The sequence below is a fragment of the Flavobacterium hauense genome, from assembly GCF_054457175.1.
Map to the genome: position 1 here is coordinate 1 of NZ_JBTKVX010000018.1, position 16224 is coordinate 16224.

The window sequence follows — 16224 nt, forward strand, 5'->3', positions numbered from 1 at the left end:
GCATTACATCGGCTGACCAGTCATAATGTAAACTAATATCACCTTCGAGTACTTTTACTGCTGCTGTATAAATGTTGATCTTGCCATTGTTAAATGTCAGTCCTAATCGCAACAAGGCTTCTTTGGTTTCGTTGATGCGGTAAGTGCCAAAAAGCAAAAAATGAATGCGGATAGTAAATCCTTCAAAGCATAATAATAAGTGCTTGCCCCAAGTCTTTATATCCAAAAGTTTCTTATTCTCCAGTCTGGGTATGTCTATCTTGGCATTACCTGCAGCGACAATTACTTTATGGCCAATAAATTCAGCCATTTTTTCTTTTGCAATTATAATGCTGGGACCTTCGGGCATAATAAGTTGTATTAAATCGTTTCTGCTTTATTTTCGATACGTTCTAAACCTTTGTATGTAGCCAAGGCAAATGCAGCGAATATTATATGAGCAAAAAACAATTGTTTATAATACCCATACCTATAGTTTTTAGGCGCATTATTATGCTGCATAAAAAGGGTTTTCCAAACAATTATTCCAGTAATCCCACTTAATGATCCGATTAACAAAATCCTGAATAAAGTAGGGTTCTTAAGGGCCTTCTCCCAAATAACCCAATAGCCTGATACAAAAGCAACTCCTGCCAGATAATGAAGTCCCCAGCCGGCAGGATGTATATCTTCATCGTTAAGTTGTGGCATATTTTCAGAATTATCAATCAGTTTATTGATCATGACGGGTTCTGTATATTCCTGTTGTTCTTTTTTCGATTTCCAATAGCTATACAGAGTCATGAATGTAGTACCTATAATTGCCGATATTATAATCTTTTCTGTAGTTTTCATATTTATTATTGTTCACAATCTGTATCTGTTATATCATTAAATTTAGTGAACATTGGAGGGAGTTTGTATAAATCCCTGTTAAAGGTTAGATGGGGTTATAACGAATTTTATAATAATGATACGTATAATAAATAAAAAAGCACCTGCCATTGGCAGGTGCTTGGTAACTCACTGTTATAGTAATTAAGCTATGACTACGTTTGTTGCGGTCGGACCTCTGCGGCCCTCTTCAATAGTGAAACGAACTTCATCATTCTCACGGATGCTTTCTTTAAGTCCTGAAACATGAACAAAGATTTCACTTCCTCCGTTGCTTGGTGTGATAAATCCGAAACCTTTTTCTTCATTGAAGAATTTTACTGTACCTTCTTGCATTATAAATATATTAATTTCGGTAAAGGTAGACTATTTGTTTGGAACTATCTGATAAATAAGTGTTTATTTGTAATAATAAGTTTTAGTGCCTTGTGTGTCCTACTTGTACGATTGCGGCGTGCCCTGGGTTGGTCTTACTTCAGGAGGTGTAGAGGTAAGCCTGCCGTTTGCATCCACATATGCGAGCATGGATTCAAATCCTTTACCTTTGTTATTGTTAGTCTTCCTATCCAGTTTTTTACCGGCTTTAAGCTTTTTTTTTAATGCGTTTTTCTTAATACTTTCTTTTTTTTGAAAAGAGTCAGCCATAAATGTATATATAATTAAATTAAAATTCTAATGAAGACCAAATAAGCACAAAGCTAGGTAATGGCTTTTGTTAAAAAAAACCTGCACGGATTTGCAGAGTCCTTTGACATCCATCTGGTGGACTACACAGTTATAAAATAAATGAAATGTAAGCATCCTCTACTATCTGGTCATGCAGTTCGTAGCCATTTACGAGTTGCATACTGATGTCTGACATGTTAAGGATGGGACAAACTTCGGAAAGCGTGAGATAATCTATGACCTTGTTGCAGTCGCTAAAAGCAATGATTTCATCCTGATGGCCGAAGGATTCGAGTATCCCCCTCATCAACTCTGGATCATCGATTAAAATTATCTGCCCGGTACTTCTCATCGTTTTATAGTTGTGCATGTCCATGTAACAACTATAAAAAAAATTACCTGTTTTAATTTTTCAAATACTGATTGCAGTAGTGCTATTTTTTCAAAAATACAATAAAAAAAAGTGGAATCCTATTTTATAAAATTGAAACGATATTGATTTTCTAATTTATCCAAGAGTTTTATAAAATAATTTGGGCAACCAGTATATTTTAATACCCTATTTAAGTGCAGTATTCGTGCTATCTATATAAGCCATTGATATATCAGGTGATACGTTGATTTTCTTTTAACCAGAAGAAGGCAAAGCATAAAGGCACAATCGTTTTTAATTAGCAACTAACAAAATAGTAAGGAAAAAGTAATTACCATCGCCAAAAGTGGTTCAAATACCGGAGCAATTAAAGTTTAAAACCACTTTTATAGAATGGGTTTTAAATACTCATAAAGCCTATTGTCTGTTTGGGGTTTCATTTTGTCCGTTTGGGCTAAGACTACATTGTACAAGGTAGATTACCGATATACTTTTGACTCAGAATTCAGTATGATTCAAAACAATTTATGATCTATTACAATTAGAATAATGAAAACAAATCAAACAAACGAAAGAAAAAGACGAGGCCTGAAAGGTATAATACTTACAGGTATACTTATGCTTACAGTAGTAACCGGCTTCGCACAAAAAAAGACTTCAGCAAATTTGAAAGGATCAGAACAAGTTCGTCCTTTTCATGTTAGTATACCGGATAAAGAGCTTACCGAACTTCGCGAGCGTATTAATGCGACAAGATGGCCGGATAAAGAAACGGTAACCGACCAATCTCAGGGGTTGAAACTTGAACAGATTAAAAGGTTTATGGGTTATTGGGGAACTGATTATGACTGGCGCAAAGCAGAAGCAAAATTAAATGCATTGCCTCAATTTGTAACTAATATTGATGGTCTGGATATTCATTTTATTCATATAAAATCGAAACATAAAAATGCATTGCCGATTATCATTACTCACGGATGGCCGGGTTCGGTTTTTGAACTTTTAAAAGTTATAGAACCACTTACTAATCCTACAGCTTACGGAGGCAGAGCCGAAGATGCGTTTGATGTTGTTATTCCATCCATGCCGGGATATGGTTTTTCTGAAAAACCGAAAAGTACCGGTTGGGGGCCTGATCGTATAGCAAATGCCTGGGATCTGCTTATGAAACGCCTTGGATACAAAAATTATGTATCACAAGGAGGAGATTGGGGTTCAGTAATTGCAGATGCCATGGCACGCCAGGCACCGCAGGGGTTGTTAGGTATTCATGTTAATATGCCTGCAACAGTTCCCGCTGATATTGCCGTAGCACTTAAAAATGGTAATCCCGCACCCGATGGTTTGTCTGTTAAAGAAAAAGCAGCCTATGCCTCACTTAATAAACTTTATACAAAAGGAGGTGGTTATGCAGGTATGATGGTTACCCGTCCGCAAACGTTGGGATATGGCCTTACAGATTCTCCGGTAGCACTTGCATCGTTTTTCCTGGATAAATTCAACGAGTGGACTTATAGTAGAGGCAATGCTGAAAACTCACTTTCAAAGGACGAAATGCTTGATGATATCACATTATACTGGCTTACAAATACAGCAGCATCTTCGGCACAATTATACTGGGAAAACAATAAGAATAACTTTAATGCTGTAGAGCAAAGAACAGCAGAAATTAAAATACCTGTTGCTGTAACCGTTTTTCCGGGAGAAATATACCAGGCACCAAAAAGCTGGACAGAACGCAGCTATAAAAACCTTATCTACTTTAATGAGGTAAACAAAGGCGGACACTTTGCATCATGGGAAGAACCACAGCTTTTTGCCGAAGAAATGCGTGCCGCATTCAGATCATTACGTAAATAATAAATCATACAAATTTTAAAATTTTAGAAATCATGGAAAATACAAACAGTATTCAGGAACAAAAAGTATTGTACACAGGTAAAACATTGACAACAGGTGGAAGGGAAGGTGCTTCCCGCAGTTCAGACGGTAAATTGGATATTAAACTATCGTCACCCGGGTCTACGGGAGCAGGTACTAACCCTGAACAATTATTTGCGGCAGGATGGTCGGCTTGTTTCATCGGAGCTATGGGCTTTGCAGCCGTTAAAATGAAATTAAGGCTTCCGGCAGATACAAGCGTTGCTACAGAAGTTGATTTAGTTCTAACCGATGGAGAGTATTCTTTGCAGGCACGCCTGTCTGTAAGCCTGCCGGGGATTGATCCTGAAACTGCCAAAGCAATTGCAGAAGCGGCTCACCTTACATGTCCGTATTCTAAAGCTACGCATGGTAATATAAAAGTTGAAACAATTATCCTGTAATAAATAAGGTCAGGACGTTCTACACCTATTTAATCAATTATGGGCAATGAGGTTATAATCCATTGCCTTTTTTATAAAACATAAAAAAATGAAAACACTTAATAAAGCTATTATAATTTTAGGCATGGCATTTTTATTTATTCCAGCAATAGCATTGGCTCAAAACAAAGGTATTACACGTACTGATCTTCAGCGATATGATTTGCAGGTTGCGGGATACGAAACCATTCAGGCAAAGATTGATTTCGAGACAGGAACCTCTTTTGGGATGCACTCACACCCGGGAGAAGAAGTGATATATGTTTTGGAAGGATTTTTTGAATATCAGATTGAAGGAGAAAAACCCGTAACCCTAAAGGCAGGTGACGTGCTTTTTATTCCTGCGGGTAAGTATCATTCTGCAAAGAATATAGGTAAAGGAAAAGCGGTGGAACTCGCGACATACATAGTAGAAAAAGGAAAACAGCTGCTTGTCATGAAAAAGTAACCGGGATATTCATCTTGCGATATGGACGGTTCAGTTCCTGAAATGTCTGGTTTACATATTAGTACTTTCAATGCTTTCATTTACAGTTTAATTTCGATATAAATTATTAACTATTACATATTAAACATGAAAAATATAAAATTAATACAGGCTTTTATTCTATTCGCGCTTTTTGCAGGAATGAATGTTTTTGGACAAAACAATACCAACAAATCTCCAAAAAAAGGAATTGCGGTTTTAGAATTGTTCACTTCAGAAGGTTGTTCAAGCTGTCCTCCTGCGGATGCCCTTATGGGGAGAATCCAGAGTGAATACAAAGACAGGGAAGTATATGTACTTGCTTATCATGTGGATTATTGGGATAGTCAGGGCTGGAAGGACATTTTCAGCAATACTGACTATACCAGGAGACAGTATGATTACGCAAAATGGCTCAATGCTGAGCCTATATACACTCCGCAAGTTGTAATAAACGGAAAATCCGGGTATATCGGTTCTCAGGAAAGTATAGTGAGATCTTCTATGGCAAAGGAATTATCCAAACCATCAACTGCTGAAATAGTACTGAAGGCTACTCAAAAAAATGATGCTCTTACTGTTAGCTATGTTGTAAACGGAGCTTCTAAAAGTAGTCTGCTAAGGTTAGCAGTTGTACAGAAAACAGCACAAAGCAATGTAAAGCGTGGTGAAAATAGCGGCAGGCTGCTGTATCATTATCAAATTGTAAGACGATTTAACAGCACGATCTTAACTGCTACCGGAAAAGGCAGTACAGAAATTAAGCTGCCAAAAGATTTTAACACTAAAGACTTTGAGGTTATAGGTTTTGTACAGGACACTAACACAGGAGTCATTTTAGGTGCCGATAAAGCAATTTTTTAATTCTCTATACAAACAACAATATATGAAACGTATCTTTTTAATTATAGCGATTATATTCGGCACTGTTTATGCTCATGCACAATCATTAGGCCCAATAAAACAAATTAATGCAGGGGATCTTAATGTTGGCTATTATGAAGCCGGTCCGGCTGACGGACAGGCAGTACTTCTTATACACGGATGGCCCTATGATATTCACAGTTTTGAAAATGTAGTGCCGATACTTACAGAGAAAGGCTATCGTGTTATTGTTCCTTATCTAAGAGGTTCAGGAACTACTCGTTTTCTCGCGGATAAAACGCCAAGAAATGGCCAACAATCTGCTTTTTCTGCAGATATGATTGCCTTTATGGATGCTCTGAAAATTGATAAAGCCGTCGTAGGCGGTTTTGACTGGGGAGCACGTACAGCGGTTATTATGGCAGCTCTTTGGCCTGAACGTGTAAAAGCGCTTGTGTCAGTGAGTGGTTATCTTGTAGTTAACCGAATTGCAAACCAAAAGCCATTGGCGCCGGCAGCTGAACTGGGATGGTGGTATCAGTATTATTTTGCAACCGATCGTGGTGTAGCAGGTTACACCCAAAACACAAATGACTTTAATAAACTAATCTGGAAGATAGCCTCTCCTAAATGGAACTTTGATGACGCTACCTTTGCCCGCACATCCGAATCTTTCAATAATCCAGATCATGTTGCCATTGTAATACATAATTACCGATGGAGGTTAAGTCTTGCCAAAGGTGAGCCTAAGTATGATAAATTAGAAAAACGCCTTGAAAAACGTCCTGTTATTACAGTACCGTCTATAACCATAGGAAGTGATTTTGACGGAGCCGCTGCAGATGGAAAAGGATATGCAAATATGTTTACAGGCAAATATTTACACCGAATCTTAAATGGCATAGGTCACAATGTACCCCAGGAAGATCCTGTTGCTTTTGCAAAAGCCATTATTGATGTTGATAACCTTGCCAAATAATAGAAACATATTCCGGCCGAAGCAGTAAGTACAGCTATAAATATGCTAAATTTGATACTCCCAATATTATGTACATAAATATGAACAGAATGAATGCTTTCAGGGTTTCCAAACGTGTTATTTGGCTCAGTTCACTGGCACTTGGAATATTGGCTTCAATTCCCAAGCTATTCGATCACAGTTCTACTGTATTGGAGATCGTTGTAAATTCATCGATTACTTTTTTGTTCTCTGTGTTTATATGGTATTTGAATATTTATAGCCTTCCAAAGTTTACTTCTCAGAAAACGACTAAAAATTTTCTTACTGTAAAGCTTTTGCTTAGTGTTGCTGTGGGTATGGTAATGATGGTACTGCTGGTTATTGCGCATCAGGAACTTTTTGAAGCTACTCAGCTTGACGCACCGGTTATGTTTGAGCTAAGAGGGGTGCTAATAAACCTTATAGTATATATGTTTGTGCATCTACTGTTTCAGAATTATAAGACACAGCAAATCGGTATGGAACTTGAGCGTACTATTTCGGTTAATATAGGGGCGCAGTATGAGCTGTTGAAGCAGCAGGTGAATCCACACTTTTTATTCAACAGTCTGAATACCCTGAAATCGATGGTAGATATGCAGGATCCTCATAGTGCTGACTTCATACTTAAGCTTTCTGATTTTTATCGTTTTACTCTTGAAAGTAGAAAAATGGATCTTATAAGCCTGAGCGAAGAATTAAAGATACTTGATTCTTATACGTACTTGTTAAAGGCACGATTTGAGGAAGGTTTTGAGGTAGAGAATACGATTACTATTGATTGTGATAGCGTAAGCGTACCGCCATTTACGCTTCAGCTGCTAATAGAAAATTGTATAAAGCATAATGTTGTATCGCTTGACAAGCCACTTAATATAAAACTGTATAATAATGAAAATTATATAATTGTAGAGAATAAAATCCAGTTGAAAAGAGGAGAGCTTTCTACAGGTGTTGGACTTGATAACATCAACCAGAGGTTTACGCACCTCATACATAAAGAAATAGAAATTGAGAAAAGTGAAACTGTTTTTAAAGTAAAAATCCCAATTATCCATGACGATAGTAATAATTGAAGACGAAGTTAAAACAGCAAAGGCGTTAGGACAACTTATCGTGAGCATACGTCCTGATATAATAATACAATCTTATATTCAGAGTATTGATGGTGCGGTAAGCTATCTTTCGGAGAACGATCAACCCGATCTTATCTTTATGGATATTCAGCTGGCGGATGGTCTTTGCTTTGAGATATTTAAAAATGTTGAGGTTGTTTCACCGGTTATTTTCTGCACGGCTTTTGATGATTATGCAATTGAGGCTTTTAAAGCAAATGGTATTGATTATGTGCTAAAGCCTTTTTCAAGAGAAAGTATTACACAGGCATTAACTAAGGCTGCTGATCTGAAAAACTTTTTTCAGAGAAATAAGAAAGCATTACCTGATTTTGACCACCTTATAAACAGAAATAATGAGAATAGGGGAAAGAGCAGTTTTTTAGTTTTTAAGAACAATAAGTATATGACGATACAAACAGAAAATATCGCCTTTTTCTTTATTAAAAATGAAGGACCTTCTATCATGTCTTTTGATAAAGTTGAGTATCCCATTACGCAGTCGCTTGACGATGTGCATAAGCTTATGGCACCAAGCCAGTTCTTTAGAATAAACAGGCAATATCTGGTAAACTTTAAAGCTATTCGCGAAGTAGAGCATTATTTTGCACGTAAGCTTATTGTAAAACTATCCATTCCAACTGAAGAGAAAATATTAGTCGGGAAAGAAAAAGCAACACCTTTTTTGAGTTGGCTTGAGAATCGATAGTGAGTCTTCAGAACATAAATAAAGCTCCGCACAATTTGTAAGGAGCTTTTTCAATTTAATATTTTAAATGACCGTGTAGTTATTTCATGATTTGTGATGTTTCCTGGATCAGAGACTGCATTAATTCAACGGCACTATGATGTTTTAGTGATACTGTATTTTGTCCCGACCAAAAACTTATCATTTCAGTTTTTCCCTGTGCCAGGGCAGCTGCTTTTAAAGGTTGCAGCAAGCGGGTTTGCAAAGGGAAGGGTAATACTTCTGTTTCAAAAGGCACATCAATAGATATGCGGTTAGCGATCATTCTGCCTGTTCTTCCGGTAAGCGACTTTGACAGCATTGTATGATTAGACTCATCTGAGAATAGCATCTTTTTATGAAGAGGTGTAGCTCCGGATTCGTCGGTTGCCAGAAAAGCCGTACCTAATTGTACTGCATCTGCTCCCAATGCGAGGGCTCCTGCAATACCTTTAGCATCAGCAATACCTCCAGCGGCGATAATAGGCGTTTTTACTTTAGCTTTTAATTGTTGTATCAGGGTAAACAGTCCTGTAAAAGAATCCTGTGCCGGCCTTAGGAAAGACGGCCTGTGGCCTCCGGCTTCAAATCCTGCAGTAACAATAGCATCTACCTGAGCTTCTTCGAGAGCAAGGGCTTCTTCGAGAGTTGTTGCAGCACCTACGGTTTTTATTCCCAGTCTTCTGCTTTCGTCAAGGATATCTTTTGATGGTATCCCAAAAATAAAACTGAATACCGCAGGACGGATAGCAAACATCGTTTCTACTTGTTTTTCAAATTTGGAAGGAATATCTATCGAAAGATCCGGGACGGGAATACCTAATTCATCAAAATAAGGCTTAAAAAGCAGTTTGATGTTTTCCAGTTTTTCCATTGGATAGTTCTTAAGGCTTTCATCTACATCAGATACCCATAAGTTGATGTTATAAGGCTTAGTAGTTACTTCTCTTATGGCTTTGTCAGCATCCAGTATTTCTTGTGGTGTCAGGGTGTAGGCACCCAGGCTGCCCAATCCTCCAGCGTTGCTTACAGCAGCAAGAAGGGCAGGAGTAGAAAATCCGGCTCCCATTGGTCCCTGCAGTATTGGATAATTTATTCCTAACAGTTCTGTTACTTTTGTATTGTACCACATGACTTTTTAATTTAGGGGTTTACGTCAGTCAGCATTTTGTTTACAATGAGCCATTTGCCGTCAATCTTGTGGAATGATAACATATCATGATACTCAAACTCATACATTTTAACCTTTACTTCGGCAATGGCAATCGAATTTACGACTTTAATCTTAATGATTTCGCCTTTAAAAAGTCTGCCTGAATCTTTTGGGGTCTGGCGGTTTTTTACACCTTCAAGGTATTGTTCAAGCGTTTTTGCATACGGTACTCCTTTTACATCTCCAAACAATAAGGTACCTTTATAGAATATCTGATCTAAAAGCTGTATGTCTCCTTCATACAGTCCATTAAAATAATATTTTTCAATGGCATTAGCTATGGCTTTTTTGTCTTGTCTCTTAGTTTCCATTGTTGTTAAATTTTGTGCTTTTATGCCCTGTATGGTACAGAGCATAAAAGCAGTTAATATCAGGGCTTTCATTATTTTAGTTTAGCCAACAGTTTTGAAGCTACTTCTTCGGCAGACTGCGGATTCTGTCCTGTCAACAGTAATCCATCTTCCACTACATAAGAGTTCCAGTCGGCGCCTTTGGAGAATATACCTCCACGTTCTTTTAGTTTATCTTCTAAAAGGAAAGGTACTATTTTGGTTAAGCCAACAGCCTCTTCCTCGGTATTGGCAAAGCCTGTTACTTTTTTATTAGCAATCAGGTATTTACCATTTTTGTCTTTTACGTTGACCAAAGCTACAGGAGCATGACAAACAAGGGCAACCGGCTTACCATTATTATAAAAATCCTGAATGATCTTTATTGAGTTTTTATCTGTTGCAAGATCCCACATTGGACCGTGACCACCGGGATAGAATACAGCATCAAAATCCTTTTGATCTACACTTGTAAGTTTTACAGTAGTACTCAATGCTTTTTGAGCATTCTTATCGCCATAATAGCGTTTGGTTGAAGATGTCTGAAATGCGGGATCATTACTTTTAGGATCGATAGGTGTCTGTCCTCCTTTTGGAGAAGCGAGTACTACTTCAATTCCTTTGTCCTTAAAGAAATAGTAAGGTGTCGCAAATTCCTCAATCTATAAACCAGTTGCCTTTCCTGTATCGCCCAGTTGATCATGTGATGTCAAAACAAAAAGTATTTTTGTTTTATGTTGTTTCTGGCCATAGCCAATAATGCCTGTCATTGCTAAAACCATTACGATTGCTGTTTTTATTATATTTTTCATTGTATTAAATTTAGTGCTTTAGTGCCCTGCCCTTACAGGGCATTAAAGCGGTTATTATTTTAGTTTAAATTATGTCCGGCACCTTTACCACCATCTACATTAATGATAGATCCGGTAATGAAGTTACTTTTTGCAACGATATAAACCATTTCTGCTACATCATCAATTTCACCTACACGGTTTAGCAAATGCAGTCCTGCATTTTGGTCGGCTTTATCGCCGTGCATCGGTGTACGAATAACCCCAGGAGCAACGGTGTTTACCCTTATGTTTTGTTTACCAAATTCAGCAGCCAGTTGAATGGTCAGGGCATGTATTGCACCTTTGCTTGCTATTGGCGCGGTAGCTGGCCATCCTCCTAATCCATGATTTACTAGTGGTGTTCCAATATTAATTACAACACCATCCTGTTGTCTTAGCATTTGTGGGACAACCGCTTGGGTAGTAAAATAAGTTCCCTTTAGATTAGTTGTAAGGAATTTATCAAGATAAGCCTCATCTACTTCTAAAAAAGGTTTGCTTTCAAAGATTCCCGCATTGTTGATGAGTACATCTGCAGAACCAAATCTTTCGATTGCTGTGGCTACTAATTTTTCACCTGTCTGCTTATCGCTAACATTACCTGCAACCATTGCCAGGTTATCTCCTGCGCCAAATTCATTGTATGCTTTCTCAAGTGCTTCAGGTGTTAGTGAGTTGATCACTACATTATCGCCCCTGTCTAAAAAGTATTTTGCTATTCCTTTACCAATACCCGATGCTGCACCGGTTACGATTACTGTCTGTTTTTTCATTTCTTTATTTTTTGTCAGCAGTAATGCCTTTTTCTCTTAATACTGATACTTGTTCTCCTGCGTATCCCCAATCGTCTAATTCAACTTCTTGTATAACTACATGGGTTAAATGTGGGTCTTTGTTAAGGGTGTCGGTTATAAGATCTGTTATACCTTTTATAAGGATTTGTTTTTGTTCCCTGCTTACGCCTTCACGTGTAAGCTCAATTTTTACGTACGGCATGATTTTAAATTTTTATGCTTATTCTGCAATTGCAGGTTTAGTGGTTACATTGATGTTCAGATCAAAATCATTGTAGATTAATGTGTCTCCAAGATTCAGGAAGAAATTTCCGGAGCGGAATCTCATTCCGAATTTGGTACGGTCAATAGTGATTTTTCCTGACATGGTCATTATACCATCAGTTGTACTTACAAATGCATCAAATGAAACAGGATTTGTATTTCCTTTTATTGTCAGGCTGCCTTCAATATGTGAAGTAGTATCGCCTGCTTTTACAGAAGTGATTTCAAATAAAGCTTCCGGGTATTGTGCTGAGTTGAAAAAATCATCAGATGCCAGGTGGCCTGCGAATTGCGCATTGGTGCCAGGATCGGTAATGTCAAGTATTTTTATAGCGGTAGTGTCAATAACTACTTTTCCTCCCGAAAGTTGCCCGTTATTAAATACAAATACACCTTTTTTTACAGCAATCGTTCCAACATGAGAACCGGTTACTTTTCTGCCAATCCATTCAATTGTAGTTTTGGCAGTTTCTAATTTAAATATTGTTTCCATTTTGTATGTGTTTAAAAATTACACTACAAAGGTGAATAGAAATAACAAGGGACTTATGTGACTTGTGTCACATTCAGAAGGGTAGGAAACTTATGTGATATACATCACTTTTCTCAGGAGTTGTAAAGGCGGCTTAATGTTTCTCTCGAAACACCTAAATAGGCTGCGATTAGATGTTTGGGTACATTGTTGTATAACGCCGGATATTGTTTCATCAAATCTTCATATCGACGTTTTGCATCGTTATTCATAAAAGACAGCAATCTTTTTTGTACGGCAACATAACCTTTATTCGTTCGCCATCTAAAGAAGTATTCTATCTGGTGAATTTCGCTGCAGAGCTTTTCCCTGTCTTTAGCTGAGAGGCACAGCACCTGCGCATCGGTAATGCAATCAATATTAATAGTAGCTTGAGACTCGTTGTACAGAGCGTCATAATCCGATGCCCACCATGTTGGCATAGCAAACTGTAGGATATACATTTTCAGACTATCATTAATGTAAAACGTTTTTAAGAAACCATCAATCACAAAGTATTCGCAATCAATATGCTCCCCGGCTGTAATAATAGTTTGTCCTTTTTTGAAAGACATAGGTTTAAAATGCGAGAAGAAATAATCAATCTGCTCGTCAGTCAGTGAAATGGTTTTGTTGATGTATTCCTTAAAGAGTTCTTTAGCCTGCATACTATGTCAAATATAACTATTTTAAAAACAGGCCTGTTTACTTGTAACAAGAATAATTTTAAGTAGTAGATAAATAAAAACACTAGAAAAAACAGGATTTTTATTAGTTAAATGAATTGCCCGGATTTTACTACAATAAAAATACATTGAATATGGTTTACCTTTAGTGTCTAAGTGTGTCTCCGTATGCCATGTTTTCGACTTAAAACCAGTTTGATAGACAGATTTAAAAATGAGGTACAATGGAGGTACAAACTTTTACCAAATATCACCAAATAAAGATAAATGGCTAAAAATGAAAAACCAGTTAAATTGCTGGTTTATAGAAATTTAACTGATTTTGTTTGTGCTGTTTTGCCCCTGTTATTTACCGATGCAGAAAGTAACTTTCCTTTGTTTATAAAGCTTTAGCATACAATATAGAGACAAAGAATTAAGAATTATATCCATAAGATTCTTAATTATACTTTGTTTAATCTTTTGCACTACTGTTTTTAAATATGATTTGCAGAGTAAAACATACTATTGCAATATGCCTGTATGTAGATTAAATTAATGTAGGCCATTCAATTTTATTTTCCATTACTTATTCTTTAATAATTCTAGTATCTATTAAAATTGTTAAAGTTTCTTAAAAAGCGTTGCATATTCTAATTTGCAACATCATAACTCAATTATTTTAATTGGCTTTGGAGAATACTCACTTACTTTGATAGTAAGAGATTCTATATAAACCAATTACTCATGAAAAATAATTACGTATTAGGAGGATTAATTACCGTGTTTTCATTTTGTTTAATGAATGCCCAGGAAAAACCGCCTCAAAATTGGCCGGATAGAAGTGTCCTGCCAATTGAAGCATTTCAAAAAACAGGTAAAATAGCACCTAGTATTAAGGGATCTGATGCTATTGCTTGGCCGGTAGAAGTGAGCGCGCCTGAAGGAGCGCCCAATGTACTTTTAATTTTAATTGATGACGTTGGTTTTGGAGCGACTTCTACTTTCGGGGGACCTGTTCCAACACCTAATTTTGACAAGCTTGCAAAAAATGGCCTGAAATATAACCGTTTCCATACTACGGCGGTGTGTTCGCCGTCAAGGGCAGCCCTTATAACAGGCAGAAACCACCATACTGCGGCAACAGGTATTATTATGGAGTTTTCGACACCATTCCCTGGTTATAACAGCTTAGTGCCACGCAGTGTGGCTACCGTAGGTAAAATACTGACCGACAACGGTTATGGCACTTCATGGTTTGGTAAGAACCACAATGTGCCCGACTGGCAATCGTCTCCGGCCGGGCCTTTTAACCTATGGCCAACAGGTTTGGGCTTTGAATATTTCTATGGCTTCTTAGGTGCCGATGCCAACCAGTTCAGGCCGGCATTGATGGAAAACACCAAGCCACTGGACCCGTATATTGTAGATGGCAAGTTAAACAAAGATTATATCCTTGATGAGGATTTGGCCAATCATGCCATCCGCTGGATCGAAATGCAAAAGTCGGTTTCTCCAAAAAAACCATTCTTTGCCTATTATACTCCGGGAACAGCTCATGCTCCGCACCAGGCACCTAAGGAGTGGATTGAGAAGTTTAAAGGCAAATTTGACTACGGCTTTGACAAGCAGCGCGAAATGACTTATAAGAAACAAAAAGAGATGGGTGTTATCCCAGCAGATGCTAAACTGGCACCCACGCCTAAAGACTACCAGAAATGGGATGCCCTTAGCCCCGGCATGAAAAAAGTCGTTGCAAGGGAAATGGAAGTGTATGCTGCTCAACTTGCATTTTGTGATTACCAGATAGGGAGGATCCTCGAATCTATAGAAAAGCTGGGGGAAAAAGACAACACACTTGTGATTTTTATTATGGGTGATAATGGTGCCAGCGCCGAAGATCCTACAGGACAAGGACTTACAAGCGAGATAGGTATTATGGTAAATGGTGAGGTAGATACTGAAGAATTCATGCTGAAAAATCTGGACGATTTTGGAGGCCCATGGATGGCAGAGCATTATTCGCACAGCTGGGCCCATGCTATGAACACACCATACCAATGGGATAAAAAAATAGCTTCACATTTAGGAGGTACAAGGACAGGAATGGTTATCTCGTGGCCTAAAGGCATTAAACAAACAGGGCAGGTGCGTAGCCAGTATGCGCATATTACCGATATTGTGCCTACTATCCTTGAAGCGGCTAAGATACCTCAGCCGAAAAAGGTAGATGGCTTTGACCAACAGCCTATGGCGGGAAAAAGCCTTATGTATTCTTTTGATAATGCAAAAGCTCCCGAAACCCATACTACCCAATACTATGAAATCATTGCCAACAGGGCAATATACAAAGATGGGTGGCTGGCAAGTACTACACCAAGAAACCTGCCGTGGCAAGGGCACCCGATTCCATCAGAAAATCCTGAAACAGACTATAAATGGGAATTGTATGACCTTACCAAAGATTTTAGCCAGACCGATAATATTGCTGCTAAAAACCCGGAGAAGTTAAAAGAAATGCAAAAAGCATTTGATGAAGAAGCCAGAAAATATAATGTATATCCGCTGGATGACCGCTATATAGACAGGGTTAACCCTGAAAACCGTCCTAACCTGAACAAAGGAAGGACAAGCTATGTTTTCCATGAAGGTACGTCACGTATTACTGAGGGTATGGCGCCTAATATGAAAAACACCTCATTTGATATTACTGCCGAAATAGAGGTGAAAGCAGGACAAGAAGGAGTGATAATTACACAGGGAGGCTATTTTGCAGGTTTGGTATTAATGCTTCAAAAAGGAAAACCTAAATTCTCGTATGCCTTCTCTCATTATCCTGAACATAAATGGACCATACAGTCGCCAACAGCATTAACAGCTGGTAAACATACCGTAGTAGCAAAATTTGATTATGCAGGTGGCGGAGCCGGTAAAGCGGCAAAGGTTACGCTGCTGGTTGATGGCAAAAAGGTAGCAGAAGGAGATATTCCGAAAACAGTTCCAAGCCGTTTCTCTGCTGACGAAACACTGGATGTAGGTGAAGACTTTGGTACTCCTGTAACGCATGACTACGATGTGCCTTTTACTTTTCAGGGTAAATTAGAAAAAGTAGAGGTGAAGTTGAAACCTTAACAATTATCTGTTCATGTAGTTCAGTAAATGATTTCC

General features: G+C 38.0%; 19 protein-coding genes and 2 pseudogenes. 9 read left to right on the forward strand and 12 right to left on the reverse strand.

Annotated features, from left to right (window positions below; all coding sequences use genetic code 11):
* The 5 genes and pseudogenes from ACX0HA_RS13190 to ACX0HA_RS13210 form a co-directional block, all read right to left on the reverse strand.
* Positions 1-310: pseudogene (locus ACX0HA_RS13190) on the reverse strand (endonuclease); the annotation flags it as partial.
* 50 nt (positions 311-360) lie between these two features.
* On the reverse strand, positions 361-834 hold the full coding sequence (locus ACX0HA_RS13195; RefSeq protein WP_458845760.1) for a hypothetical protein: 474 nt from the start codon (positions 832-834) through the stop codon (positions 361-363).
* Between the two features lie 183 nt (positions 835-1017).
* Positions 1018-1209, reverse strand: coding sequence for a cold-shock protein (locus tag ACX0HA_RS13200; RefSeq protein WP_458845761.1), 192 nt, complete (start codon positions 1207-1209; stop codon positions 1018-1020).
* A 99-nt stretch (positions 1210-1308) separates the two neighbouring features.
* Positions 1309-1518: a hypothetical protein gene (locus tag ACX0HA_RS13205; protein WP_458845762.1), complete on the reverse strand. Its 210-nt coding sequence runs from the start codon at positions 1516-1518 to the stop codon at positions 1309-1311.
* A 130-nt stretch (positions 1519-1648) separates the two neighbouring features.
* A complete protein-coding gene (locus ACX0HA_RS13210) occupies positions 1649-1846 on the reverse strand; it encodes a hypothetical protein (RefSeq protein ID WP_458845763.1) in 198 nt (65 codons plus the stop codon).
* Positions 1847-2461: 615 nt separating this feature from the next.
* Here ACX0HA_RS13210 and ACX0HA_RS13215 point away from each other — a divergent pair.
* The 7 genes from ACX0HA_RS13215 to ACX0HA_RS13245 all read left to right on the forward strand — a co-directional run bounded on the left by ACX0HA_RS13215 (position 2462) and on the right by ACX0HA_RS13245 (position 8429).
* Positions 2462-3772, forward strand: a complete 1311-nt coding sequence (locus ACX0HA_RS13215; protein WP_458845764.1) for an epoxide hydrolase family protein — start codon at positions 2462-2464, stop codon at positions 3770-3772.
* A gap of 32 nt (positions 3773-3804) precedes the next feature.
* Positions 3805-4236: an organic hydroperoxide resistance protein gene (locus ACX0HA_RS13220; RefSeq protein WP_458845765.1), complete on the forward strand. Its 432-nt coding sequence runs from the start codon at positions 3805-3807 to the stop codon at positions 4234-4236.
* 88 nt (positions 4237-4324) lie between these two features.
* Positions 4325-4723 carry a cupin domain-containing protein gene (locus ACX0HA_RS13225; protein ID WP_458845766.1) on the forward strand — a complete coding sequence of 133 codons (399 nt, stop codon included), beginning with the start codon at positions 4325-4327 and terminating at the stop codon, positions 4721-4723.
* Positions 4724-4849: 126 nt separating this feature from the next.
* On the forward strand, positions 4850-5605 hold the full coding sequence (locus tag ACX0HA_RS13230) for a DUF1223 domain-containing protein (RefSeq protein ID WP_458845767.1): 756 nt from the start codon (positions 4850-4852) through the stop codon (positions 5603-5605).
* A 22-nt stretch (positions 5606-5627) separates the two neighbouring features.
* Positions 5628-6584 (forward strand): alpha/beta fold hydrolase, encoded by a 957-nt coding sequence (locus ACX0HA_RS13235; RefSeq protein WP_458845768.1) that lies wholly within the window; start codon positions 5628-5630, stop codon positions 6582-6584.
* Positions 6585-6664: 80 nt separating this feature from the next.
* Positions 6665-7681, forward strand: a complete 1017-nt coding sequence (locus tag ACX0HA_RS13240) for a sensor histidine kinase (RefSeq protein WP_458845769.1) — start codon at positions 6665-6667, stop codon at positions 7679-7681.
* Complete coding sequence (locus ACX0HA_RS13245) at positions 7662-8429, forward strand: LytR/AlgR family response regulator transcription factor (protein WP_458845770.1); 768 nt, start codon at positions 7662-7664, stop codon at positions 8427-8429. Before ACX0HA_RS13240 ends, ACX0HA_RS13245 begins: the two co-directional genes overlap by 20 nt.
* A 79-nt stretch (positions 8430-8508) precedes the next feature.
* Here ACX0HA_RS13245 and ACX0HA_RS13250 read toward each other — a convergent pair whose 3' ends face one another.
* From ACX0HA_RS13250 to ACX0HA_RS13280, 7 genes and pseudogenes are all read right to left on the reverse strand, one after another.
* Positions 8509-9579, reverse strand: coding sequence for an NAD(P)H-dependent flavin oxidoreductase (locus tag ACX0HA_RS13250; protein WP_458845771.1), 1071 nt, complete (start codon positions 9577-9579; stop codon positions 8509-8511).
* Positions 9580-9590: 11 nt separating this feature from the next.
* Complete coding sequence (locus ACX0HA_RS13255; RefSeq protein ID WP_458845772.1) at positions 9591-10043, reverse strand: nuclear transport factor 2 family protein; 453 nt, start codon at positions 10041-10043, stop codon at positions 9591-9593.
* Positions 10043-10771, reverse strand: a pseudogene (locus ACX0HA_RS13260) (type 1 glutamine amidotransferase domain-containing protein). Before ACX0HA_RS13260 ends, ACX0HA_RS13255 begins: the two are co-directional and overlap by 1 nt.
* Before the next feature lie 89 nt (positions 10772-10860).
* Positions 10861-11595: an SDR family NAD(P)-dependent oxidoreductase gene (locus tag ACX0HA_RS13265; RefSeq protein WP_458845773.1), complete on the reverse strand. Its 735-nt coding sequence runs from the start codon at positions 11593-11595 to the stop codon at positions 10861-10863.
* Positions 11596-11599: 4 nt separating this feature from the next.
* Positions 11600-11818 (reverse strand): tautomerase family protein, encoded by a 219-nt coding sequence (locus tag ACX0HA_RS13270; protein WP_458845774.1) that lies wholly within the window; start codon positions 11816-11818, stop codon positions 11600-11602.
* An 18-nt stretch (positions 11819-11836) separates the two neighbouring features.
* Positions 11837-12373 carry a YceI family protein gene (locus ACX0HA_RS13275; protein ID WP_458845775.1) on the reverse strand — a complete coding sequence of 179 codons (537 nt, stop codon included), beginning with the start codon at positions 12371-12373 and terminating at the stop codon, positions 11837-11839.
* Positions 12374-12486: 113 nt separating this feature from the next.
* The gene (locus ACX0HA_RS13280; RefSeq protein ID WP_458845776.1) at positions 12487-13059 is read right to left on the reverse strand and encodes a Crp/Fnr family transcriptional regulator; all 573 of its coding nucleotides are present in this window, start codon (positions 13057-13059) and stop codon (positions 12487-12489) included.
* Between the two features lie 285 nt (positions 13060-13344).
* Between ACX0HA_RS13280 and ACX0HA_RS13285 the strand changes: the two genes are divergently transcribed.
* Positions 13345-13470: a hypothetical protein gene (locus ACX0HA_RS13285; protein ID WP_458845777.1), complete on the forward strand. Its 126-nt coding sequence runs from the start codon at positions 13345-13347 to the stop codon at positions 13468-13470.
* 333 nt (positions 13471-13803) lie between these two features.
* Positions 13804-16188, forward strand: coding sequence for an arylsulfatase (locus tag ACX0HA_RS13290; RefSeq protein ID WP_458845778.1), 2385 nt, complete (start codon positions 13804-13806; stop codon positions 16186-16188).
* Positions 16189-16224: the final 36 nt, after the last annotated feature.